At 36.1% G+C, this 26,312-nt stretch carries 15 protein-coding genes and 2 tRNA genes; 12 read left to right on the top strand and 5 right to left on the bottom strand.

Annotated elements, in window-relative coordinates:
• Positions 1-11: 11 nt before the first annotated feature.
• The 3 genes from B8977_RS11915 to B8977_RS11905 form a co-directional block, all read right to left on the bottom strand.
• The gene (locus tag B8977_RS11915) at positions 12-1,433 is read right to left on the bottom strand and encodes a RagB/SusD family nutrient uptake outer membrane protein (protein WP_084017950.1); all 1,422 of its coding nucleotides are present in this window, start codon (positions 1,431-1,433) and stop codon (positions 12-14) included.
• A gap of 28 nt (positions 1,434-1,461) precedes the next feature.
• On the bottom strand, positions 1,462-4,356 hold the full coding sequence (locus B8977_RS11910) for a SusC/RagA family TonB-linked outer membrane protein (RefSeq protein WP_084017949.1): 2,895 nt from the start codon (positions 4,354-4,356) through the stop codon (positions 1,462-1,464).
• 203 nt (positions 4,357-4,559) lie between these two features.
• Positions 4,560-7,322: a two-component regulator propeller domain-containing protein gene (locus tag B8977_RS11905; RefSeq protein WP_084017948.1), complete on the bottom strand. Its 2,763-nt coding sequence runs from the start codon at positions 7,320-7,322 to the stop codon at positions 4,560-4,562.
• A 172-nt stretch (positions 7,323-7,494) separates the two neighbouring features.
• Between B8977_RS11905 and ccsA the strand changes: the two genes are divergently transcribed.
• The 11 genes from ccsA (at position 7,495) to B8977_RS11855 (ending at position 20,144) form a co-directional block, all read left to right on the top strand.
• On the top strand, positions 7,495-10,779 hold the full coding sequence (ccsA, locus tag B8977_RS11900; RefSeq protein WP_084017947.1) for a cytochrome c biogenesis protein CcsA: 3,285 nt from the start codon (positions 7,495-7,497) through the stop codon (positions 10,777-10,779).
• The gene (locus B8977_RS11895; RefSeq protein ID WP_084017946.1) at positions 10,776-11,327 is read left to right on the top strand and encodes a glutathione peroxidase; all 552 of its coding nucleotides are present in this window, start codon (positions 10,776-10,778) and stop codon (positions 11,325-11,327) included. Before ccsA ends, B8977_RS11895 begins: the two co-directional genes overlap by 4 nt.
• Before the next feature lie 172 nt (positions 11,328-11,499).
• Positions 11,500-11,673 (top strand): hypothetical protein, encoded by a 174-nt coding sequence (locus B8977_RS15105; protein WP_159447495.1) that lies wholly within the window; start codon positions 11,500-11,502, stop codon positions 11,671-11,673.
• 89 nt (positions 11,674-11,762) lie between these two features.
• A complete protein-coding gene (gene bshB1 / locus B8977_RS11890) occupies positions 11,763-12,464 on the top strand; it encodes a bacillithiol biosynthesis deacetylase BshB1 (protein WP_084017945.1) in 702 nt (233 codons plus the stop codon).
• A 75-nt stretch (positions 12,465-12,539) separates the two neighbouring features.
• A tRNA-His gene (locus tag B8977_RS11885) sits at positions 12,540-12,615 on the top strand.
• 137 nt (positions 12,616-12,752) lie between these two features.
• The gene (locus B8977_RS11880) at positions 12,753-13,823 is read left to right on the top strand and encodes a type I restriction endonuclease (protein WP_084017944.1); all 1,071 of its coding nucleotides are present in this window, start codon (positions 12,753-12,755) and stop codon (positions 13,821-13,823) included.
• A gap of 246 nt (positions 13,824-14,069) precedes the next feature.
• A complete protein-coding gene (locus B8977_RS11875) occupies positions 14,070-16,805 on the top strand; it encodes a fibronectin type III domain-containing protein (RefSeq protein WP_084017943.1) in 2,736 nt (911 codons plus the stop codon).
• A gap of 99 nt (positions 16,806-16,904) precedes the next feature.
• A complete protein-coding gene (locus B8977_RS11870) occupies positions 16,905-18,548 on the top strand; it encodes a dipeptidyl-peptidase 3 family protein (RefSeq protein ID WP_084017942.1) in 1,644 nt (547 codons plus the stop codon).
• A gap of 31 nt (positions 18,549-18,579) precedes the next feature.
• Positions 18,580-18,653, top strand: a tRNA-Arg gene (locus tag B8977_RS11865).
• 72 nt (positions 18,654-18,725) lie between these two features.
• Positions 18,726-19,526, top strand: coding sequence for a hypothetical protein (locus B8977_RS11860; RefSeq protein ID WP_084017941.1), 801 nt, complete (start codon positions 18,726-18,728; stop codon positions 19,524-19,526).
• Between the two features lie 3 nt (positions 19,527-19,529).
• Positions 19,530-20,144, top strand: a complete 615-nt coding sequence (locus tag B8977_RS11855) for a deoxynucleoside kinase (RefSeq protein ID WP_084017940.1) — start codon at positions 19,530-19,532, stop codon at positions 20,142-20,144.
• Between the two features lie 78 nt (positions 20,145-20,222).
• Here B8977_RS11855 and B8977_RS11850 read toward each other — a convergent pair whose 3' ends face one another.
• A complete protein-coding gene (locus B8977_RS11850) occupies positions 20,223-20,753 on the bottom strand; it encodes a hypothetical protein (RefSeq protein WP_143736494.1) in 531 nt (176 codons plus the stop codon).
• Positions 20,754-20,777: 24 nt separating this feature from the next.
• Positions 20,778-24,413 carry a glycosyltransferase family 117 protein gene (locus B8977_RS11845; protein ID WP_084017938.1) on the bottom strand — a complete coding sequence of 1,212 codons (3,636 nt, stop codon included), beginning with the start codon at positions 24,411-24,413 and terminating at the stop codon, positions 20,778-20,780.
• A 405-nt stretch (positions 24,414-24,818) separates the two neighbouring features.
• On the opposite strand from B8977_RS11845, the gene guaB reads away from it, so the two are divergent.
• Positions 24,819-26,279, top strand: coding sequence for an IMP dehydrogenase (guaB, locus tag B8977_RS11835; RefSeq protein WP_084017936.1), 1,461 nt, complete (start codon positions 24,819-24,821; stop codon positions 26,277-26,279).
• Positions 26,280-26,312: the final 33 nt, after the last annotated feature.

Genomic DNA, 26,312 nt, shown 5'->3' with positions numbered 1-26,312 from the left:
TAGATTAATTTTTACCAACCCGGATTTTGGGTCATATTTGGTGTTTGGATTAACTGAGCATTTGGAATCGGGAACAATTCATGTTTTCCAACAACAAATGTTTTACCATCTGCAGCCATCGCAGCCTGACCTTGTCCTGTACGCACAATATCAAACCAACGGTCATGCTCAAATGCCAGTTCCAATCTTCTTTCTTTCCAGATGTTCTGAACTGTTGGACTCGCAATCGGAGCTAAATTAACTCTATTTCTAACCTGATTCAATGGACCTGCAGCGTCACCACCTACATAAGTTGCGGCTTCAGCTCTGATCAAAAGGATTTCAGCATAACGGATTACGCGGATGTTTTTGTCCGTATCACCATCTCCTGAATTGAAGCTTGTGTATGCTTTCTCATTGTACATAGGATTTTCTACTTCAACTGAAACTTCTCTACCATCCCAAAGTGTTTCCCCTCTGAAAATAATGGTTGCATCACGACGGATGTTATCTCCTTCAGCATTGAAAGCATCTAACAAATTTTGAGACGGCGTATTGAATCCCCAACCCCAACCACTTGTACCACGGGCACCTTGTGTTTGAGAATATTGCTGAACACCATGTGCTACGACTTCTCCTCTTGCTTGGATTTCGAATAAAGATTCAATTCCATTTTCAGTTGATTCTCTCCAAACTGTTGCATAATCAGCCTCTAACCCATATCCACCTGTACTCATGACAGTCCCTGCCATATCATAAGCATCTTGCCATTTTTCTTCGTATAAGAAAACTTTTGCCAAAAGACCTTGCGCTGCGCCTTTAGTTGCACGACCCAAATCTTCTGCTGGATATTCATTTTTGTTTGGTAATTTGCTGATGGCATCTTGCAAATCTGCTTCTATGTAAGCGTATATTTCAGACTTTGTAACTCTCACACCCCATGATGCAGATTCGTTAATGTCCAAAAGAGGTACATCTCCAAACATTCTAACCAAATAGAAATAGCTCAAAGCTCGCAAGAATTTCGCTTCTCCAATCAAACGATTTTTATATGCAGCATCTAAACCATAAGCTTCGTCATAATTTTCTATGTAACCTAAAGCATAATTTGCTCTGTTTATTGTGGTGTAAAAGCGTGTCCACATTGCCTGAATAGAACCTGTTGTACTTGTATGTGTCAAAGCATCTAACAAATTTTTATCTCCTCCTGCGTCTGAGGGAGAACTTCCTTTGTCAGCGTTATCTGAAATCATTTCCGTAACTCCTAACCAGGAAAATGCAAAATCCCATTCTGTATAGGAACCGTAAGTAGAATTTACATAAAATTCCGGATCCAAATTACTATCAACATCCTCTATGTTTTCTCTTGGATCTACATCCAAAAAATCATCTGAACAAGACCCCATAAGTCCAAGAACAGCAATTAATGTTATTTTAATTATATTTTTTTTCATAAAATTATTTTTAAATGGTTTTAACTAATTAAAACTCAAAATTAACACCTGCCAAGAATGTTCTAATTGTTGGGTAAGCAGATAATTCAACACCTGTGGTTCCATAAGGATTACCATCATAAGGCTGGTCGCCAGTATTCCTAGTCAATTCAGGTGTAAATCCAGAATATTTAGTAATCATGAACAAGTTTTGAGCTGTAACATAAACTCTCATATTTCTAGCTGCTCCAAACATATCTCTGAAGTTGTAACCCAATGTCACATTGCTCAAACGGAAATAGTCTCCATCTTCCAAGTAATAATTAGATGCTTCATAATCTCTGTATGCCCCAGGATTGGTATTGCTGGTACCAGCACCTGTCCAACGATCGTTATACATTTCCATAGAAACATTTTCACCTCCTATTCTCGCATTGTTGATACCGTTGTAGATTTTGTTTCCACCCACTCCGTATCCTGTAACACTGAAATCAAATCCTTTGTACTCCAATGATAAATTAACTCCATAAGTATAAGAAGGAATATAACCACCAAAGAATTTTTTGTCACGGTCATCAATTACACCATCTCCGTTTTGGTCTTTATAACGTAAGAATCCAGGCTGAGCACCTGCAATATGTGGATTATTTGTTATTTCTTCATCAGATTGCCAAATGCCTTCGACTTCATACATCCACCAAGATCCTAACTCCTGTCCGGCTTCTAAACGCTTTGTCAATCTTCCATTACCTAAAGAACCACCCATCATACCTTCGTACGCAGGAAGTACACTTACAATTTCATTGTCATTGAAATTAATATTTCCACTAACAGAATATCTAAGACCGGAAGAAGTATTATCTCTCCAACCTAATGAAAATTCGTAACCTTTGTTGACAATTTCCGCTGCATGATCATAGAAATCCTCATTAAAACCTGAACTATAAACAGGAGTAATTTTCAAAATAGCATTTTCTGTAGTTTTGTGATAATAATCTGCAGTACCAAAAAGTTTACCACTTAAAAATTCAAAATCAACTCCTCCACCATATTCTTTCACTATTTCCCAAGAAACATCTTTAACAGGTGAACCTAAATATGCTCCAAAAATTAAATCTTGACCAGGTCCAAAAACGTAATTTGCTGAATTACTTTCGAGGCTAGTATTTATTTTATTAACAATAAAAGGAATATTATCATTTCCTAGCTTACCCCATCCTCCTCTTAATTTCAAGAAATTTATAACACCATTGTCTTTCAAGAATTCTTCGTTAGTAACATTCCAAGCAGCACTTATAGAAGGAAATGTTCCCCAAAAATCTTTATTATCATAAAATGTACTTGAACCATCACGTCTAATGATAGCAGTAATGAAATAGCGTTTATCAAAATCATATTGCAACCTTCCAAAGTAAGACGCTAATGATTTTTTCGTGTAATTATTTTGATCAATCGTCGTTTCTCCAGTAGCATGATGAATCGACCAATATTGTTCTTCTACAGGAACATTATAACCAGTCATATTACTAAAAAATCCTATTGACTGCTCTTCTGCATTTACACCTACAACGGCAGAAAGGTTATGACTTCCAAAACTTTTGGTATAAGTTACAAAATTTTCCCAAGACCAACGAAAAGTTTCAATTTCATTAAAAGTCAAAGAATTCTTATTTCCAGTATATTGAGCCTCAGTCCTAGTAGGATCTGCGGCCAACCATTGATCTAAAAGAGGGGCAAATGCTCTTTTATTGTACCAATATTTAGTTGCACCTGCACGAGAAGTAACAGACAATCCGTCAACGATATCTAAAGTTGCTTCCAAATTACCTTGTAAGGTAGTTGTATTAATTTTTTCATTATTGAAATATAAATTAGCTACCGGATTACCATGAGAATTCATTGGTTGTCCAATTGGTCCAGCAACTCCAGTTTCCACATTATAATTAGGCACACCCCAAGTACCATCTGCAAAAGTCACAGGCATTAAAGGAGATTGACGGTAAGCCAAATCGATTGCTCCAAAAGGTTTTGGTATTTCATGCGTAAAGGTTGCACTTATATTTTGGCTAATTCTTAAACGATTATCAAACAGCTTATAATCATTGTTATTTCTAACCGTAGTACGTTTAAATTTATTATCATCTAAGATTCCTTCTTCAGCAAAGTGGTCAACCCCAAAATAATAACCAAAATTATCACTTGATCCGGATATTGCAACGCTATTATTAAAGAACATTCCTGTATTCAATACTTCATCAAACCAATCAGTATTGTAAGGTTGGCTTGTACTTAAGAATTCTATACCCCCGGCAGCTGCTTCCGCTTCATTGAAATACTGAACATATTCCTGAGTACCTGCCATATCTACCATATTCATAGCGTTACGAACTCCGGCATAAGCATCATAAGTAATACGTGTTTTACCTCTACCTCTTTTGGTAGTTACTATTACGACACCGTTTGCTCCACGTACACCATAAATTGCAGAAGAGGCAGCATCTTTCAGTACATCAATGCTTTGAATGTCATTAGGGTTGATGTTATTAATGTTGGAAACTACCAAACCATCTACAATATACAATGGATTCATTCCATTTAAGGCTGTACCCATACCTCTGATGATTACAGTTGGAGTTGCCCCAGGTGCATCTGAATTTAACACATTAACACCTGATAATTTACCTTGTAAAGACTGCATCGCAGTTGTTGCGGGTTGTTTCATGATGTCTTCTGCTTTCACTGATGAAACAGCAGAAGTTAAGTCACCTCTTTTCTGAGTGCCATAACCTACGACTACGGTCTCTTCTAATTCCAATCCAAAATCTCCATCTAGAGAATCTGATAATTCCTCAACCGAATATTGATCGATTCGGAGGGAATCTTCTTGTGCCGATAGCACTCCAGCTATGGACACAAAAATTGATGTTAATAAAATTTTCCTCATATTATTTTTGTTTGAATCAAATTTAGTGAGGAATGATTTGTTATGGAAAAGTTAAAAACTCATAAAAGAAACATCATTTAGTGTATTTAGTACACAACGATTCAAATCCTTTATACAAAATAGCTTTTAAAAGAATCAGAAAGTTAGAAATACATCAAATGATGTATAAATGATGTAGTTTATGAAATTAAATGATGTATTTATCAGAAATTCAAAAAGAACTTAGAAAGGTTGGTCTGAGAGGAAAGCTTCATTTTTTTACGCAATCTATAACGTTGTAGTTCGACGCTCCTAAAACTTTTTCTCATCAGTGGGGCTATCTCTTTTGATGTCATATTCATTCGTAAAAGAATTGCCAATCTGATGTCTTTGGACGTCAAGTTTGGATATGATTTTACAAGTCTTGAAATGAAATCTTCGTGTAGTTCGTGTAAGTTGGTATCAAAAACTTTCCATTCATTTTGATTGTAATTGTAATCTCGTAGAATCTTTGCAATATCTTTCTTTGTTTTGCTATTTGCATCCTCATCAATGTTCTTCATGATTGATTCCAATTCTATCAGCAATTCACTTTGTGATGCGATGGAAAGTGCACGTGAAGCCAACTCCGTTGTTTTACTTTTCACATCATGTTCGAGCTTTTGTTTTTCGACCCAATGTTCAGCTTCTTTCTTCTGCGCCTCGCTTTTCATTTTAACCAATTCTTTCTGAAGTTCTACTTCATGCTGAAGCTGTTCCAGCTTTTGTTTGTTTTGGCGTTGAATGAAACTGTGGTAAAGAAAATAAATCAGGAAGACTGAGAGCACATAGAACACTATCATCAGATTAGAAATGAACCAAGGTTTTTTCACTCGAAATTCAAATGATTTTAGCTCATGGTAATAATTCCCGGATTTGATTGCAACTGACAATTTATAGCTTCCGTTTGAAAGATGGCTGTAATTTAATTTTCCGTCCTTCAAAGGTCTGTATGTATCATCTAATGGCAAAAGTTTATAGTATAAATTTTGTTCAGAATATCCGTATTCACGAGTTGAAATGTAAAAATCTACTGCATTATTATAGTAACCAATTTTCTTACCTGAAGGCATTTTTTCTCCATTTACTTGTGCTTCAATATAAACCGTAGGTCGTTTGGTGTTTTCAAATGAAATTTTGTATTTAAGAAATCCATTATCAAGGTTTAGAAATAAATAACCGTTTTGCAAGTAAGGTGAAAGCCAATCATTTACAATTTTTCCTTTATAATACTTTTCCGGTATATTTTTCCAAATAATTTTTTGATCTTCAATTTTCACAATTGACAGTGATTCACTTGACTGAACCAATAACATATTTTTTTCTAAACCCGCAACATTATCTATATAAGGCAGCATTTGATTTAGCCTTTCAGATCGTTTCAATTTTTTGGTCCAAGTATCATATTCATACCACACCTGATTAGACAGAAAATAAATTTGATTATTAATTTCTACTATTTTACCATTATAGATTTCCAAACCTTTTTCAGATTTGATTTCTTCGTAAGAATTATTTGCCAAATCAACCCTATAAATTCCTTTATAAGCATCTGATGCCCAGATTGTATTATCTTTTTGAATAAAATTATTGATGGGTGCAGTGAGCTCAGGAGCTATTTTTTCATATCCCCATTTTCCTGATTTATATTCATACAAATACAGCCCTGTGTAATTGGACTGTATAAATTTGCTATCACTTAATTTCAAGAATTTATAACCTCCCGCTAAATTATTGAGTTTAGTGGAAGAGTTATTTTCGACTAAAATTGTTTCCGTATTGTGACCTAAAATGAATTTATTTCCTATTTCTGCAACGCTCCATATAGGACCCTGAGTACCCGAAATTAAATTAATTTCTTTATTTTCAAACTTGAAAAAACCTCTATTCGAGCCAAGAAAAAATCCATTATTTGTTGTAGATACAGAGTTTACACTTCCTAGTTTGCCAGTATAATCCTGAAAAATATAAGCATTTGCATCATTTTGTATAAATGAGATTCCATTGTCCAACCCCAGCCACAAATTAGATTCTGCATCTTTGTATATACTTAAGACCGTATTGTTTTGAAGACTTCCATTGGTTTTATGAAAATTAGTAATTTGATTTACCTTAAGATCCACGAGATACATCCCGTTCCCTGAAGTACCGACAGCAATTACATTTTCTGAAATTACCTTTACAGAACTTACCATTTCATTTTTAAATGTTTCATTAAGCGCATTCTCCCAGACAGATAAAACATTATTTTTAAGTACAAAAACACCATCCTTAAGAGTAAAAATTAAAATCTCATCTTTATAAGGTATCATTGAATGGATAATTTTGCCCTTCAGTACATCGAAACGTTTATCAACAACAAAATTTTCACCATCAAACAAATAAATTCCTTTGAAAACAGAGCAAGCATATAATTTATCTTTCACATTGAAGACATAACTGATTTGTGAAGGCGTTTTATATTTATTGACAGATTTTCCATCATAAACAAACAAGGAAAAAAAGGTTTGGAAAATTAATTTTCCATCATACTCCAAAATTTTCCAGACCTCATCATTTTCATCAGACTTAAAACAATTAAATTTCTGAGAGATGGAAGTATAAGCAAGTGAATCATTTGAATTTTTCCAAAATCCAAATTCTTTTAAAGATCCCGAATAAATTACATTACCTTTTGCATATACAGAACGGATAATAGTCTTCTTGGGCAAAGAAAATTTCTGCCATCGATGACCGTCAAACTGCAGCAGATATTTATTATTTGCAAAATACATCTGTTTATCCGCAGTTTGAGAAATACTCCAAACCAATGCCTCACCATCGTAATCGAGTTTTGAATAACTTTTCACATAAGGAATTAATTGCTGTTGCGACCACAAATGAAATGGCACAAAAACCAACATCAGCAAAACCAAAATAAAATTTCTTTTCAAAAAGACATTCTCCATCACAGCATTTGAATTAGATGCTGAACTTAATTAAAATTTAAATAGTCCGCAAATAAATTATTTAGAACAATTTTAAATTAAGTTTTTCAATTCATATCTAATAAAAATCACTTGACCTTTAGCATTAAATGTAGATGCTTGGTGTAATTTTGTTGGATTAATCATTTCACAAATGACCAGATTAGAGAAGTTTTTCTTTTCCACTAGAACCATGACAGTTTTACTGTTCTTATATGCTATCGCCATGGGCGTTGCAACTTTTATTGAGAACGATTATGATACCGCAACTGCCAAAACGCTGATTTATGAAGCGAAATGGTTTGAAATTCTGATGCTTTGGCTCATCATTTTATTTGTTGTCAGCATTCAACGTTACAGATTGTTACGCAAAGAGAAATGGCCATTGTTGATTTTTCACCTTTCGTTTATTTTCATTTTCATCGGGGGAGCCATTACTCGATATATTAGTTTTGAAGGACAAATGCCCATCGGCGAAGGCGAAACGACGAATGAAATCATTTCAGACAGAACTTATTTCAAGTTATTGATTAACAATGGCGAACGTGCTTTGCAATATGACAACCTTCCTTATATGATGTCACATTTCAATTCCAAAGATGCGCCATGGCCGTTGAAAAGAACTTTCAAAGGAAATTACCAGTTTGAAGATAAGATGGTTTCGCTGAGAACTTTGGATTATGTTCCATTGGCAAAAGATTCCATCAAACCGACAAAATCCGGCAAAAAGATGTTGGAAGTGGTTTCTATGGGCGAATCAGGACGCCAAAGTAATTTCATTGGAGAGGGAGAAATAAAAGACATTGGCGGGTCGATGGTGAGTTACAACCGCGAAATGCCAGGTTCGATTCAATTGTTTGAACATGAAGGAGTTTTGAAAATGAAATCGCCTTTCAACGGACAATTCATGACCATGACAGGACAACAAAAAGGTATGGTTACGGATTCTGCTTTATTGGCGCAACAATCCGGAAAAATTGTTGTGGATTCTGTTCAAAATATCAATTACAGAACACTTTATACTTTAAACAATTCAAGATTCATCATCCCGAAACCTGCTTTTCAGGGAGAAATGGTTTATTACAAGGGAGACAAAACCAATCCCATGGATAAAGAACTTCCAGGCGCAATTACTGTTGAAGTAAGTTCAGGAAGTGAAAAAGATACGTTGACCATTATTGGTGGAAGAGGCTTGACTGCATTTAGCAAAGACACTAATATCAACGGATTAAGTGTTTCAATCGGTTATGGATCTAAAGTAATTAATACGCCATTTTCGATTCGTTTAGATGATTTCATTTTGGACAGATATCCGGGTTCTACAAATCCTTCTTCATTCGAAAGTGAAATTACCGTAATCGATGAAGGAAAAGAAAATCCGCAGCATGTTTACATGAATAATGTGATGGATTACAAAGGTTACCGCTTTTTCCAGGCGAGTTATTTCCCGGACGAAACAGGAACAATTCTTTCTGTAAACGCAGATTGGTGGGGAACGAATATCACTTATGTTGGATATTTTTTACTTTTCTTCGGAATGTTTGCGACACTTTTCTGGAAAGGAACACATTTTTGGAGTTTGAATTCTCAATTGAAAAATTTAAACAAAAAGAATTTAATCAAGAAAAAATTAATTTTAGTTCCGTTTATATTCTTGTCGGGATTGGCATTTGCACAAGATTCCATTCACGGGCATTCTGCTCCGCAAATGAATCCTGCATCTCAGTTTACGCATCCGGATTCTTTGGGACAGCGAGCGATGGTCGATAAAACACATGCAGATAAATTTGGAAGATTACTCGTTCAGGATTTTGAGGGAAGAATCAAACCGATGAATACACACGCATTGGAATTGATTAGAAAAATTCATAAAAAAGACAAATTTGAAGGAATTTCTGCAGAGCAATGGTTCATTTCCTTGCAGATCGATCCGGCTTCCTGGGCTGATGCACCGCTGATTTATGTACAAAATTCAGGTGGAGACAGGTTAAAAGAAGAAACAAAAGTCATAGAAGGAACTATTGGTTTTAGGGGTGGCTATACTTCTTATTTGAATTTAATTGACCCGGCGACAGGACAATACATATTGGAAAAACAATACAATTCCGCATTCAGCAAACGTCCTGCAGACCGCACAAAATATGACGATGAAGTAATCAACCTGACTGAAAGATTCAATGTTTTCAATAACGTTGCTTATGGTTATTTCACCAAAATAATTCCTGTAAAAAATGATCCGGGAGAAATGTGGGTGAGCTGGATTTACAGTACCGAAGAAAGCGCTGTAGAAATTGATTCTGTTGCTTATGGATTCATTTCTAAATACCTGAACACCATTAAACAAGGAATGCAAACCAATGATTGGAAAGCCGCTGACAAATCACTTGCAGAAATCGATGCTTACCAAAAAGAATGGGGAAAAAATGTATTGCCTTCTGAAACGAAAGTCAATATCGAAATTTTATACAACAAATTCAATGTTTTCTTGTGGTTGATGATTGCGTATAGCATGATTGGAGGAATTTTGGTTCTATTGACATTCATTGAAGTTTTAGGTTCGGAAACGAAAGCGCGAAAATTTGTTCATTATCTGACCAATACTTTCATCGGATTATTGATTTTAATTTTTACAATTCATTTAATTGGATTGGCAATTCGCTGGTATTTATCAGGTCACGCGCCTTGGAGCAATGGTTATGAAGCGATTATTTTCATATCATGGGTTGGCGTTTTGGCTGGATTATTATTATACAAAAACAGAAACGCATTCATTCCAGCGACGGGAGCAATCGTGGCGACGATTATGATGGGGTTTGCACACGGCGGCGGATTATTAGATCCCCAAATTACGCCATTGGTTCCGGTTCTAAAGTCTTATTGGTTAATGGTTCATGTTGGAATCATCACTTCCAGCTATGGATTCTTTGGATTATCAGCAGTAATTTCTGTGATTTCATTGATTCTATTATTATTTAAACCAACTAAAAAAATCAAACATTCACTGAAAGAAATCACCATCGTCAGTGAAATGTCCATAACCATTGGTTTATTTGCATTAACCATTGGAACTTTCTTGGGAGGAATGTGGGCAAATGAAAGCTGGGGACGCTACTGGAGCTGGGATCCGAAAGAAACCTGGGCATTTATTTCAGTCATTGTTTATGCAATTGTGTTACACTTGCGTTTGGTTCCGGGATTGCGTGGAAAATGGGTTTTCAACATGGCAAGTATGTGGGCGGTTTGGTCGATAATTATGACTTATTTTGGAGTAAATTATTATTTGTCAGGATTGCACTCATATGCGGCGGGTGACCCGATTCCGATTCCAAATTGGATTTACATCACAGCTGTATCGATGTTAATTTTGACAATCGTTTCGTATCTTCGGGATAAGAAATTTAACCCAAAAAAGAAAAATTTTAAAACTTTAAATAAATGAGAATTTTAAGTTTATTCGTAATTTTAATCAGTCTGGTTAGCTGTCAGGCTCAAAATAAAAAAGAAATGAAAACAATATATGATTTCAAGGTTGAAGACATCAACGGAGATGAATTCAATTTCGCTGATTTGAAAGGTAAAAAAATCCTGATTGTAAATACCGCTTCCAAATGCGGTTTCACGCCTCAGTTTGACGGATTAGAAGATTTGTACCAAAAATACAAAGACGATAATTTTGTGATTGTCGGATTTCCTTCGAATGATTTCGGACAGCAAGACCCGGGAAGCAATGAAGAAATTGCAGAATACTGCCGACTCAATTACGGTGTAACTTTCCCTATGATGAGCAAAATTTCTGTTAAAGGCGATAGCATCGCTCCTATTTATGAATTCCTTACCAAAAAAGAATTAAACGGTAAAAAGAATTCTTCTGTCAAATGGAATTTCCAAAAATATATCATCAACGAAGATGGAACTTTTGAGGATTATTTCTATTCTATTACAACTCCCGACAGCAAGAAAATCTCGAAGTGGATTGAGAGAAAATAATAGGTTTGATGTTTGAACTTTAAAGTGTTTAGCCTGAAACATTAAAATTAATTGGGAAAATCATCAAAATTTCTGATATTTATAATTCATAATTAAAAAATGGCAATCTTATTTCTCAAGAAGCAATGGACAAAAGAAATCAATCCAATTTTTATTCAAAAAACTCCTGAGATTGGTTGAAAGGACAAAGCTAGTAGCAGAGAATCCATTATCGAACAAAGTAACTGATTTTAATGAAATCACAATTTCTCCATTAGATAATTTTAGCATTTTTTATAAAATCACTGCCCAAGAAATCATCATAACAGCTTTCTGGGACAGCCGTACAGACCCTAAAGACTTTTAAAAATTCTAGAAAACAACAAATGATTATTGGTTATTTAAATTTTCAACTTCCAACATTCAATCTGAAACTTTAAACTAAATTTTGAATAAATGAAATTAGATATATTAGCTATCGGCGCGCATCCCGATGATGTGGAATTAGGTGCTGGTGCAACTGTTGCCAAAATGGTTCACGATGGGAAAAAAGTCGGAATTTTAGATTTGACGCGTGGCGAGTTAGGGACACGCGGCACGGCTGAAACGCGTGATTCAGAAGCGGCTGATGCTGCCAAAATTCTTGGTGTAGCTGTTCGTGAAAATTTAGGATTTCGGGATGGGTTTTTTACAAATGATGAAGCGCATCAAATGAAAATCATCGAAATTATTCGCAAATATCAACCTGAAATTGTGCTGTGCAATGCAATTGACGATCGGCACATTGACCATCCGAAAGGTTCTGCCTTGGTGGAAGATGCTTGTTTTCTTTCAGGTTTAAAGAAAATTGAAACCGGTCAGGAAGCATGGCGCCCGAAACATATTTTCCATTACATCCAATGGTATCCGCTCAAACCGGACTTCGTTCTGGATGTTTCGGAATTTGTAGAAACAAAATTAAAATCTTGTTTGGCTTATAAAACGCAGTTTTTTGACGCCACCAATCAAGAACCGAATACGCCCATATCTTCACCGCAATTTCAGGACAGCATCACCAACAGAGCCAGAGATTTAGGGATGTTGATAGGTACGGAAGCCGGCGAAGGATTTATGCTGAAAGGCTATTTGGGACTGAAAGATTTTGAAGGACTTGTTTAAATTTTGAATGAAAAATTTTAAATTTTGAATTATGGAATTCAAATTATTATTATATTTGCAGTCCAATTGAAAAATGGTGATTGTAGCTCAGTTGGTTAGAGCGCCGGATTGTGGTTCCGGAGGTCGCCGGTTCGAACCCGGTCATTCACCCAAAAAGTCCTGAAGAAATTCGGGACTTTTTTTGTTTCTTAAATTTTAAATCTTTTTCTCTTTACGGATTCCCGTAATTTTTATCTGTAAATAGGTACAACCTTAGCATTTTAATTGAAATTTAAATAAATATCTGCTATGGAATTTAAAGACCAAATCAAAATGCTTGGTGACAGAATAGAAAAACTTAAAAGCCAAGTACTTACGGAAGAAGCTACTAAAAACGCGTTCATTATGCCTTTTATTAAAGAATTAGGCTATGATGTATTTAATCCTTTAGAAGTTGTTCCTGAATTAATTGCTGACATTGGAATCAAAAAAGGTGAAAAGATTGATTATGCAATTATGAAAGATGGACAGCCCGTGATTTTGATTGAATGCAAATGTCATATCGATTCTTTGGATGTTAATAAGGAATCACAATTGTTCAGATACTTTCATACAACAAAAGCAAAATTTGCCATCTTGACAAATGGAATTGTCTTCAAATTTTATACAGATTTGGACACTCCCAACAGAATGGATATGAAATCTTTTTTTTCATTTGATATAACGAACATCAAACCATTTCAAATTGAGGAACTTAAAAAATTTCATAAATCAATTTTTGATGTTGACAATATTACAAACACCGCAAATGAACTAAAATATACTAACGAATTAAAGAAAATCATTCACTCTGAACTTACAGAACCAAGTGACGATTTCATTAGATATTTAGCAAAACAAGTTTATACCGGCCAGGTAAATGCCAAGATAATTGAATTGTTCCGAAATTTAATCAAAGCTTCATTTCAACAATACTTAAGTGATAATATAACAGATAGGCTGAAGAATGCGCTCACAAAAGAGCAGGATATAGAATCTGAACAAGCCGAAATTATTTCGCACCCAACTTTAAAGGACTCTGATATTGTGACAACCGAAGAAGAATTGGAAGGTTTTTATATTGTTAAAGCTATTTTGAGAAATAAGGTTGAAGGCGCTCGAATTCATTATCGTGACGCTCAATCTTATTTTGCAATTTTGTTAGATGATAATAACCGAAAATCTATTTGCAGGCTTTATTTAAATGGTGGAAAGAAATATTTAGCAGTCATTGATGAATCTAAAAAAGAAATCAAACACGAAATTTTCTCACTGGATGATATTTATAATCATTCGGAAGATTTAGAAAAATCACTTTTAAATTACATTGAACAAAATTAATAAACCAATAAAATTTCCCTGCCAAAAATCATACAAAAATCCCAGCTAATTAATGTTTACCTAACGCACAGCCCATTTACTGTTTCTAAATTTGCCATGTAAAAATTGTTCTCATGTGTGTTAGAAAAGAAGTTGTACTGTACAGTTCAGCTTCTTTTTGTTTAATTTTAACATTTAAATAATATCTGTTTAACGTCTTCATTTCTTTGTGAATTTAGCTTTGCGCAATAATTAAATTCACACAAAATGAAAAATTTCAATCTCCTAATTTTGCTTTTAGCAGCTGCTTTTTTAAGTGGTCAGGAGCTGTTTCCTTACTTACAAGCTCCCACACCTACTTCCATTTATGTCAATTGGAAAACCGAATCAAACCCCGAAACTATAGTTGAATATGGAAGTTCTCCTTCTAATTTAAACCAATCGATCAACGGAAGCAACCAAATTCTTTCTGACGTTGGGTATAATGCAAATTATTTCTATCACACGGCAAAAATTCAGAATCTACAGCCCAATACCAAGTATTATTACCGTATAAAAACCGGAAGCTTAACTTCAGACGTTTTTTCGTTCCGAACCATGCCTTTGGCAGGACAAGCTTCAACAGAAGACGGGCACCTTCGTTTCCTTGTTTTGGGAGATAACCAGATGAGGAACGTCCCTCGTTTTGACTCACTGGTTTCTGCCGCGCGTAGAAAAATTGCTGAAAAATGGGGATATGAAAGCGATCCGTCTGACAATATTATCATGACGATAATGGTTGGTGACCAGGTGGATGTAGGAACATTAGACCACTACGAACATGTACATTTCAGAAAGAATAAAGCGCTTTCGTCGTTTTTACCAATCCAAACACTTGTAGGAAATCATGAAACGTATGGAACGCTTGGAATGCAAGCTTATTATGACCATTTTGTTTTGGAAGAAATGTCTTATCAAGGAATTTCTTCAGGAACTGAGAATTATTATGCTAATCAAGTTGGAAACGTTTTATTTATCGCTACCGATACCGAACATCCAAGCGCGACACAACTAAGCTGGATAATGCAAGTTGTAAATGCAGCCAACAATGATGATACGGTAGATTGGATCATTTCTTTAGGGCACAGGCCTTATCAGGCAGAACAATACGTCGGTGACATCTCAACCTGGATCAGAAACTCTGTAATTCCGGTTTTGACTACTTCTCCAAAACACATTTTGCACATTGGAGCTCATCATCATTTGTACCACAGGGGACAATTGAAAGATACTCCTACCTATCAAATCATTTCAGGTGGAGTTGCTTGGGATCAATATTGGGGAATGTCTGTTGAACAAGATTTTGAAGATGTTCAGAAAACAATTTCTAACTGGATTTATCAAATTATAGATATCGATGTGGAAAACGAAACTTTTGACGTGGAAAATTATTCAATCGGAAGTGTGTACCAATGGAAAGACAATGAGTTAATGGATGAATTCCACCATTACAAAGGATTACCAGCACCTGAAAAACCTGAAATCCTAACTGAATTCCCTGCTGAATCAGAATTACCCCTGGCAATTGAAGGTTCTGCTTACCAGACAACTACCGATCAAAATCTGAACACAACCCAATTCCAAATTTCAAAAACACCTGAATTCACTATCATGGAAAAAGAAGTTTACCGTGATTTTGAGAATTTATACGGTCCGGTTGGCTCACAAGTTGACTCTACTGCGAACCTGAATTTAGGAGTGGACATCACCAAATTCACCATCGAAGAAAATGAAATTCCAAATGGAAATTATTTTATAAAAGCCCGATACAGGGATGAAAACTTAAGCTGGTCCGAATGGAGTGATACAAAAGAATTCACTATCATCAATAGCATTGTAGTTGACACACATATTGAAACAGATACAATTGCCTATGCTCAAAACTCATCAATTCAGGTAATTTTCACAGATGCACCGGACCACCCTAGTGCATGGATTGGGTTATACAAAGCCGATCAAACACCCGGCTCCTCTTCTCCTTCTCAATTATGGAGCTATTTAAATGGACAGACTAGCGGGACTATGACTTTCAATGGATTACCGGATGCAGGAAGGTACTATGCAAGCATTTTTGGAGACGGCGGATATACGGAAGCTGCCGAAAGAAGTTATTTCTATGTTGGTCCATTTGTTCGATTGGAAACCGATAAAGAGATGTACGAAGAAGGAGAAACAATCAATATTACTTTTGAAGAAGCTCCGCATTTTGCAAATGACTGGATTGGCATTTACAAGGTCGGGCATATTCCCGGTACACAAACTTCAGCTCTATGGAGATATGTAACAGAAGAAAACGGAACTTTTGCTTTTGATGGTTTGACAAAAGGATATTACTATGCAGAATACTATTTACAAGACGGTTACAACAGTATTGGAAATAAAGTATTTTTCCAAGTAGGTGAGCATATCACACAATTGGCCATCAATAAAACTGTCTATAACTTGAATGAAAATATCATTGCTACTTGGTCAGATGGCCCAGGAATCATTAAAGATTGGTTAGGAATTTATCACGAAGGAGATGATCCAAATGTAGATGAACTGTTGAGTTATACTTATTTCGACGGATTACCGGAAGGAACCACTATTATCAGTGAACCCGCGTTACCAACTGATACAGGTGAATACTTCATCGTAATGTTTACCAATGACTCTTATACCGAAGTTTCTAACCGAGTGGAATTTGAAGTTGTGGATCCGACAATGGGTAATTACGAGAATGAAAATGCTCCGGCTATTCAGGTTTATCCAAATCCAACGAAGCAAGGAGAAAAAACTTTCATCAAATCAAAATATCCGATCCAGCAAATTGATGTTTATGATTTAACCGGAAACCTTTTCTATACGTCAAAAAACATCAATAACTATGATTTTTCGATCATCAACCAAAGTTTACCAAAAGGAACTTACATCTTGAAAATTCATTCCAACAAATTGCATTCTGTAAAAATCATCATTAAGTAAATTATCTTAGATATAGTAGAAAAGAAGTTGCACTTTCGGGTTCAGCTTCTTTTTCTTTTTGATTTTTCGTACTTTTGGGTAAATTCAAAAAAATCATCGATGCGCAGAACAATTATCCCTATCATCATAGCCACCGGAGCACTTATGTTCTTAAATTGTAAATCTGAAAAACAACAAGATACAATTACCGAAGATTTGGTTGAAAGCCCTGAAAATGACTCACTTAAATTGTATGCAAAAGTAAAATTGGATGCAGACATTTCACATCTTTCCGAAAAAGAAAAGGCAATGCTGATGCTTTTCATACAAGCTTCTGAGATCATGGATGAAATTTTCTGGTACGAAGCCTACGGCGATAAAAACGAATTATTGGCTAAAGTTCCTGAAAGTTTCAAAAATTATACGATCATCAATTATGGGCCTTGGGACAGATTAAACGGGAATCTTCCGTTCATTCAGGGATTTGGAGAGAAACCCAAAGGCGCCAATTTCTATCCGGCAGACATGACCGTTGAGGAATTTGAAAAAGCAAATCTACTCAAAGGAAAAGACCCCTACACTTTAGTCAGACGCGATGAAAATGGAAAATTGTATACAATTCCTTACAACGAACATTTCAAATCACAAGTGAGAAAAGCCGCTGATTTGCTTAGAAGGGCCGCTTCATTTGCTGAAGATACTGGACTCAAAAATTATTTGAATCTGCGTGCAGATGCTTTGGAAACAGATAATTATTTTCCGAGTGACATTGCTTGGATGGACATGAAGTCCAATCGTTTGGATTTGGTAATCGGACCGATTGAAAATTACGAAGATGAACTTTTTGGCTATAAAACTGCGCATTCTGCTTATGTTTTGATAAAAGATATGGAATGGTCTAAAAAGTTGGAAAAATATGCTTCATTTCTACCTGAATTGCAATCCAATCTTCCCATCAATGACAAATACAAAGCAGAATCTCCCGGAACGGATTCAGATTTGAATGCATACGACGTTGTTTATTATGCAGGAGATTGCAATGCGGGCGGAAAAACAATCGCTATCAATTTACCTAATGACGAAAGAGTACAGCTTGAAAAAGGAACACGTCGCCTGCAGTTGAAAAATACGATGCGTGCGAAGTTTGATAAAATTATGAAGCCGATTGCCGATATTTTGATTGATGAATCCCAGCGTAAACACGTGACTTTTGATGCTTTCTTTTCCAATGTGATGTTTCATGAGGTTGCGCATGGATTGGGAATTAAAAATACAATCAACGGAAAAGGTTCGGTTCGTGATGCTTTGAAAGAACAAAATTCTCATTTGGAAGAAGGAAAAGCGGACATTTTGGGATTGTACATGGTCAATCAATTGCATAAAAAAGGTGAAATTAAAGGTGATAACAAAGATTTTTATGTAACATTTTTGGCAGGAATTTTCCGTTCGGTTCGTTTCGGAACGAGTGCACATGGTTCGGCAAATATGATTTGTTTCAATTATTTTCAAGAACAAAAAGCATTTGAACGTACAGAAAACGGGACTTACAAAGTCAATTTTGAAAACATGGAAAAAGCCATGAATGGACTTTCTGAATTGATTTTAACACTACAAGGAAACGGAGATTATGACGGTGTGGTCAAACTGACAAAGGAAAAAGGAAATATTTCATCAGAATTACAAAAAGATTTAGATAAACTCAGAACGGCAAAAATTCCGGATGACATTATCTTTGAACAAGGTGTGAAAGTTTTAGGATTGTAATTTAGATTTTATACTTTTGCATCCGTAAATAGGCCCCGTAGTTCAATTGAATAGAATATCAGATTTCGGCTCTGAGGGTTACAGGTTTGAATCCTGTCGGGGTCACAAAAGACTAATCTGAGGATTGGTCTTTTTTGTTTTTGTGATAATCGTATATTTGGTTAAATCAAAAATGAAGTGAAAAATTTCTTCCAAATAATTATCTTGTTGTGTGTATTTAACACACTATCAGCACAAGAATTTACCGTTAAAGATTCGCTCAAAATTGAGTCAAAAGACACGATTACAGATTTTTCGGTTGATGATTTTGGAAATGTTTATTACATCAGAAATTTTTCCGAATTGAATAAAATTGAAGCGCGGACACAAATCAAAAAATCTTTTTCCAATCAAACCGCTTTAGAAAATCTGAATACTCAAAATATTTTGCAGATTACCGTGAAATCCAATTTGTTCAATTTAATTATTTTAGACAATCAGTTGAATCCTTTTCAGGATGCTATTCGCTTCCCGATTGAAAACAATTTCTCTCCTACTTTGCTTACTTTGGTGGACAATAATTTCCTTTGGGGATACGATCCGGTTTTGCAAAGGCTGATTTTGTGGAATTACCAGCAAAATAAAATACTGAGACAATCGGTCATTTTGAGCGAAAAAACAGGTGATGAATTTTATTCAGATTTAATTTTTAAGAAGGATAAAATCTATTTAGTTGGAACTACAAAAATTTTGGTTTTCGATGATTATGCCAATTTGAAAGAAGTGATTCCGTTTCAGAAATTTAACCAGATTGAAATCGGTGATGAATTCATTTATTTCACAAATAAAAAAGAGCTTTTCCGCATGAATCTCCGTTCCAAAGAGATTTTGAAGATTAATTTAAAAACACCGGTGGATTATTTTTCAACAAATACGCGACATCTTTTTGTGTTAAATGATAAGGTTGTATATCTTTACGATTCTCAAATCAAATCATAAAAAATGCACATAGCAATTGCAGGAAATATCGGCGCCGGAAAAACCACACTGACCAGATTACTGGCAAAAAATTTCCATTGGCATGCTCAGTTCGAGGACGTTGACCAAAATCCGTACTTAGATGATTTCTATAACAACATGGAACAATGGGCATTTAACCTGCAGATTTATTTTTTGGGAAGCCGTTTCGGACAGATCAAAGAAATCCGTGAAAGCGGTGAAAACATTATCCAGGACAGAACGATTCATGAAGACGCGTACATTTTCGCGAGCAATTTGCATGACATGGGATTATTGATGACGCGTGATTATGACAATTATTTGACGGTTTTTAATTTGATGAATTCTTTTGTACAGGCACCTGATTTGTTGATTTACCTGCGTGCATCGATTCCGACTTTGGTGCGGCAAATTCAGCTAAGAGGACGTGAATATGAAAGTTCAATCAGCATCGAATATCTAAGTCGTCTCAATGAAAAATATGAGGATTGGGTTAAATCTTACAAAGAAGGAAATCTGCTCATCATTGATGTGGATAATCTTGATTTTGTCAACAATCCGGAAGATTTAAGTTTCGTTTATGAGAAAGTGAGTGCTCAGGTAAATGGTTTGTTTTAGTTTTAATTCAAATTAATAGAAAAAAATAAAAGCCGAATCTTGCGATTCGGCTTTATTATATAATTCAATTATTTCAAACTAAAATTTGTAGGCACCCCCGATACCGATTGCCATTGTATTGGAAAAACCTCTTACGGTCGTTTCTCCTAAATCCAATTTTCTATCTATTTTAGAAGAAATTCCTTTCAAGAATGCAAAAATTTGGAAATCATCATTTTGCCATCCACCTTTCGGCATGAAATAAAATCCACCATCGTAATCGTTGTTGATACTCAAAGCATAACCTAAATCAGCTGCTGCAAAAAATTCTTCTGTGATATCAAATTGTGCACTTACAGTCACAGGAATCAAAGTCAAACCTTTGTATTTTGCATTTGAATCAGGAATGCTTTTACCGGAGAACATTTCCAATCCTACTTTACCACCGATATGTAAATTGTCCATAACCGGATACAAATAAGTAGCATCAGCTCCAATGTTAAATCCAAAAACTTCTGTAGCATCACCCACAACTGCTCCTATGTGAGCACTTGCTTTCAATCCTTCCTGCGCATTTGCCGTTGTCAATCCTAATACGGCAACCATCATACTTAATACTAATTTTTTCATAAATTATATATTGCTTTTATTCTGTTATTTACTTTCCAACATTTTATACAAATCATTGGTTTCTTTCGTCGCATACGCTGTGTCAATCATATCAGCAATGCCCATCAATTCACTTACGAATTTGAATTGGCCATCGATATTTGACTCTTCTCTCACATCCATGTTTCCGTCTTTCATATATTCCTTATAAGACTGAATTAATTTGGCTTTCACCGGCGCAAATTCAGCCTGGAAAACTTTCAGAGCATTTGCTTTGTCTCCTTTTTCGAGAAATTTCCCCACTTCTCCGTACACCATAAGGGAATAATCACTCCTTGCATCATTTAAATCTCGTGCAACTGTATAACGCAAATTTGGCGGCAATGTTTCGTAAAAGCCAATCTTTTCTACCAAACGATTTTTGGTCGTATTTAGCAAAGTTTGTGCCTTTTCCGTCTCGCCTACTTTGTTGTAAGCCTGCGCTACTCTTTCTATGCTCAATCCATAATCGTAACTTGGAACATCAGGAATCATTTCCATCAATTTATCCAAAACTGCTTTGGCTTTTGCTTTGTCACCTTGCGCAGCCAAATCTTCTGCCAAACGCACTCCGATATTGCGGTATGTATTGGTATAATTCCTGTCTGTATTTGAAAAAGAAGCTTCAGGCAGATTGTAATTTCCCCACTCAAAATCCTGGAAACTTGCGTACAATGCTTTTGTATTGCTTCTTCCTATTTTACCTCCTTGTCCGAATTTTGTATAAATCGGTATCAATTTGTAAGAAAATCCGCTGTATTCCAGATAATCATTCAACCAAAAAATATTAGCCGGATCAGAGATTCCTCCTCCACTGAAATAAATCGCTCTATCCCAGTTATAATTGGCAAATAAATCGATCATAGCCAATTCTGATTTGTACAATTGTGATTTACCTAAAGTTACCGTGATTTGATCTACCATCTGGCTAGCATCCTGAGCAGAAACAATTCCATACTTTACAGCATTTGCTTTGTTTACAGGAATAACGATTTTGTCAACCGGAAGGTAATTTACTGCACCGACAGGATAACCATAATAATCGGCAATTGCCTGTTTTGCGGGATTTTTGTTATCTAAAATAAATTCAATTGCTTCCTTAGCAGTCATACTTTCCTGCACCAAATATTTTTCCAATGGTTTTACCGATTGGTACAACTGTTTGATTCCCGCAGGGTCATAATTCGGGTCTATTAAATATTGTGTTATCTGCTCTGCCGGCAATTCCATAATCTCAGCAACGCTCAATGGTGAATCGGGTTTGATAATGCTGTGTAATTCTCCAAAAATAGAACGCACATTTTTAGCAACAACCATGATGTTGTCATTGGTATTCAATTGATATTGACCCGGAACCATTTGATGAGGCAACGCGGCGGCATCATAGGTTTTACGGTGTGATTGTTCTATATTCCAAGGAGACCCCAATAAAGTATAGTTCACAATTTTCACATCGTCTCTAAAATTTTCTGTTTCTTGCAAGCCCCAAAGCGGATAAGTATCATTGTCTCCATACACAAACAAAATGGAATTTTTGTCTAATTTATTGAGGTAGTTATGCGCCATCGCATAAGCTGCCTCACGTTTAGATCGGTCATGGTCATCCCAGTTTTGAAAGCCCATCAATATTGGAACCACCGCACAAAGCGCAGTGATGACAATAGGAACAGCAGGCGTCAGTTCTCTTTTCTTAACTTTTTTGATCAATAAATAAATTCCCTGCACACCCAATCCAATCCAAATGGAAAAAGCATAAAAAGCACTTACCAAAGCATAATCACGCTCTCTTGGTTCAAATGGTTTCACACTTGTATAGAAAATAATTCCGACACTTGTCAATAAAAATAAGGATAACAATGCCCACCAATGTCCAACGTTTCTGTTCAATTGAACGAAAAATCCTATCAAACCTAACATCAGCGGCAACATATAATAAGCATTTCTGCCTTGATTTTCTTTGTAAACGGCAGGTAATTTTGACTGATCGCCCAACCTTGCATTGTCTATAAACGAAATTCCTGTAATCCAGTTTCCTTTTGTCACTTCTAAATTCCCTTCCCAGTCATTTTGTTTCCCGGAGAAATTCCACATGAAATATCGAAAGAACATATAATCCAGCTGAAAATTCATGAAGTAATTGAACTGCTGCCCAAATGTCGGTGGCTGTATATCTAAGAACTCAGCATTTTTCTGTAATTCCGCTACCGTCAAAGTTCCGCTTTCTTTTTTCTGAATCAACTGGCTAAAAGTCTGTTCAGCAATTTGTCTTTTTTGTGCACGCAATTCAGGAGGATCCTGCATATTATTGTAAAACATAGGATTGAGAGAAAACTCGGGAAAACCATACATCGCTGCGTAATTTTCCATCACATCCGGCTGCGCATTATACATCTTGGGGAAGAATACTTCGTGTTTTTTATTGTATATATATTTTCTCCTTTCAGAAAGTTTCAAATATTTCCCTGACTTTTCATCCTTAAAATAGTTATAACCATCAGGTTCAGAATCATAACTCCCATCTGCTTTGATTTTAATTCCGTCCTCAGCAATATGAGCTGTATAAGCCGGTCCGTAATAAGTAGGCCAGTCACCATATTGTTCACGGTTGAAATAATCCAACATTCCCAAAGCCGTATCTGGATCATTTAAGTTCATGTGTGGATTTGCATTGGCACGGATTGGAATGACCAGCCATGATGTAAATCCAATCAACATAAACATAATTGATAACACAAGAGTATGCGCCAAATTCCAATTGTATTTCTTTGTGTATTTCAACAACAACCAAAAAGCAATTCCTAAAATTATAGCTGCAATGATGGTTCCTGAATTAAATGGCAATCCGAAATTATTTACCACAAACATTTCAGTCCTTCCAAAGAAAGTCATCACCGCTTTAAATAAAACCGAAAAAACAAACATCAGGAAAATTCCCGTAAACAAATTTGCCCAAAGGAAAGTTTTTATGTTGATTTTATAATTTTTAGAATAATAAATATAACATACCGCAGGAATCGCTAAGATTGCCATCAAGTGAACTGCCGTCGCCAAACCAATCAGTAACGAAATCAATATAAACCATCGGTTCGCTCTTTTACTGTCACTTTCCTCTTCCCATTTACATCCCAACCAAACGATGATTGCCGTAAACAAAGAAGCCATTGCATATACTTCACCCTCTGCAGCTGAAAACCAAAATGAATCACTGAACATAAATACCGATGAGCCTACAATACCACTACCAATCGTGATAATAGATTGTGCCTTGGACAATGCTACATTGTGTGCATCAGGTGCCAATTCGCCTACTTTTGTAGAGAAAAACATCCTGCGTACAAAATGCGTAATAGTCCAGAAAAGCAACATAATGGTCAACGCACTACTGATGGCAGACATCGAATTTATGACCACTGCATATTTGCTCGTATCACCAAAAGCCAATCCAGCCCAAACCGCACCTATCAATTGAAACAATGCCGCACCCGGAGCGTGCGTCACTCCCAATTTGGCAGAAGAAACAATATATTCACCACAGTCCCAGAAACTCAACTTGCGCTCCATGGTCATTAAATAAACCGTGGAAGCAATCGCAAACATTGCCCAACCTGTATAATTATTCAACTTTTTGAAATTGATATTCATCCTCTAAAAATTATATCCTGCGAAAATAAGAACATTTTTATTGTTTACACGGTTAATGAAATGTAAATGTTAAGTCAATACCCATAATCATCCATCTTTTCAGAAAACTCTACCAAACTAATTTCTATATTCTCTTCTCTGTTTCCCTATTTTGTAATTAATTGGGGCGCATCCCCGACGGATGTAAAATTCCTTTTTTTTACATCCGTCGGGGTCAGGCTGCTTCGGGCTGCGCTTCGCTTCGGTCTTCTGCTGCACTACAGACCGGCTCGTTCCTCGCCGCCCTGCACATCCTTCGCGCAAGCCCCTCATATCCAACACCCGCATCCGGCAAATTCTCAACATTTTTTCATATTTAATTCATTCTATACAAATTAATTCCCTAAATTTGCTTGGCAAAAAGCAATGCCACTTTCAGATAAAATTATTCAGGACGCAATCACATTTGACGATGTTCTTTTAGTCCCTTCTTATTCAGAAGTTTTACCCAATCAAGTTTCCCTCAAAACAAGACTCACAGAAAAAATAGAGTTGAACATTCCTTTGGTTTCAGCCGCGATGGATACTGTTTCAGAAGCCAAACTTGCGATTGCTCTAGCGCGCGAAGGCGGACTTTCATTCATTCATAAAAATATGACTATTGAGGAGCAGGCCAATGAAATCGATAACGTAAAACGTTCCGAAAGTGGAATGATTACCGACCCGATTACGTTGAGCCGGCACCACAAACTGAAAGATGCAGAGCAATTGATGCAGCGTTACCGCATTTCAGGTCTGCCTGTTGTCGAAGACGATAAAACATTGGTTGGAATCATTACCAACCGTGACATCCGTTACCAAACCGATATGGAACAAGTTGTGGAAGATGTGATGACCAAAGAAAATTTAATCACTTCTGACATCAATACCGATTTACACAGAGCCAAAGACATTTTACTCAAAAACCGTGTAGAGAAACTTCCTATCGTGGATGATTCTTATAAATTAATAGGATTGATTACTATCAAAGACATCGACAATTTATCTGAATTTCCAAATGCAAGCAAAGACAGCAAAGGAAGATTGAGAGTTGGTGCAGGCGTTGGCGTAGGGCCGGACACGATGGAAAGAGTACAAGCATTAATCAATAAGGGTGTGGACATCATCGCTTTGGATTCTGCACACGGACATTCAAAAGGTGTGATTGACAAAGTAAGGGAAGTAAGAAATGCATTTCCTCAATTAGATATTGTAGGTGGAAATATCGTTACCGGATGGGCAGCAAAAGATTTAATTGATGCTGGCGCAAATGTTTTGAAAGTGGGCGTTGGACCGGGTTCTATCTGTACTACAAGAGTTGTTGCAGGCGTGGGTGTACCTCAACTTTCTGCGATTTATGACGTGTATGAATATGCACATTCCAAAAATGTTTCTATCATCGCCGATGGTGGAATCAAACTTTCGGGTGACATCGTAAAAGCAATTGCTTCAGGAGCAAATTGTGTGATGGTGGGAAGTTTATTTGCAGGAACAGACGAAGCTCCAGGAGAAGAAATCATTTATCAAGGAAGAAAATTCAAAACCTATCAAGGAATGGGCTCCCTTTCGGCGATGAAACGCGGAAGCAAAGACCGTTATTTCCAGTCGGATGCGAAGAAATTGGTTCCGGAAGGAATTGAAGGAAGAGTTCCTTACAAAGGTTCTTTGGCTGAAGTAGTTTACCAATTGTGTGGTGGTTTACGTGCCGGAATGGGTTATTGCGGAACGCCTGACATTGATTCATTAATCAAAAATGGAAAGATGGTAAAAATCACCAATGCAGGCTTGAACGAAAGTCATCCACACGATGTTGTGATTACCAAAGAAGCTCCGAATTATTCGAATTAATTCAAACTAAGATAAATAGAAAAAGGTGACTTG

The sequence above is a fragment of the Moheibacter sediminis genome, assembly GCF_900176425.1.
GTDB classification, from domain to species: Bacteria; Bacteroidota; Bacteroidia; order Flavobacteriales; family Weeksellaceae; genus Moheibacter; species Moheibacter sediminis.
Note: the sequence above shows the minus strand (reverse complement) of the source record. Positions and strands in the feature narration are given on the sequence as shown.

Coding starts and splice junctions, on each gene's coding strand:
- B8977_RS11915 (WP_084017950.1), bottom strand. CDS start 1,433: ATGAAAAAAAATATAATTAAAATAACATTAATTGCTGTTCTTGGACTT.
- B8977_RS11910 (WP_084017949.1), bottom strand. CDS start 4,356: ATGAGGAAAATTTTATTAACATCAATTTTTGTGTCCATAGCTGGAGTG.
- B8977_RS11905 (WP_084017948.1), bottom strand. CDS start 7,322: ATGGAGAATGTCTTTTTGAAAAGAAATTTTATTTTGGTTTTGCTGATG.
- ccsA (WP_084017947.1), top strand. CDS start 7,495: ATGACCAGATTAGAGAAGTTTTTCTTTTCCACTAGAACCATGACAGTT.
- B8977_RS11895 (WP_084017946.1), top strand. CDS start 10,776: ATGAGAATTTTAAGTTTATTCGTAATTTTAATCAGTCTGGTTAGCTGT.
- bshB1 (WP_084017945.1), top strand. CDS start 11,763: ATGAAATTAGATATATTAGCTATCGGCGCGCATCCCGATGATGTGGAA.
- B8977_RS11880 (WP_084017944.1), top strand. CDS start 12,753: ATGGAATTTAAAGACCAAATCAAAATGCTTGGTGACAGAATAGAAAAA.
- B8977_RS11875 (WP_084017943.1), top strand. CDS start 14,070: ATGAAAAATTTCAATCTCCTAATTTTGCTTTTAGCAGCTGCTTTTTTA.
- B8977_RS11870 (WP_084017942.1), top strand. CDS start 16,905: ATGCGCAGAACAATTATCCCTATCATCATAGCCACCGGAGCACTTATG.
- B8977_RS11855 (WP_084017940.1), top strand. CDS start 19,530: ATGCACATAGCAATTGCAGGAAATATCGGCGCCGGAAAAACCACACTG.
- B8977_RS11850 (WP_143736494.1), bottom strand. CDS start 20,753: ATGAAAAAATTAGTATTAAGTATGATGGTTGCCGTATTAGGATTGACA.
- B8977_RS11845 (WP_084017938.1), bottom strand. CDS start 24,413: ATGAATATCAATTTCAAAAAGTTGAATAATTATACAGGTTGGGCAATG.
- guaB (WP_084017936.1), top strand. CDS start 24,819: ATGCCACTTTCAGATAAAATTATTCAGGACGCAATCACATTTGACGAT.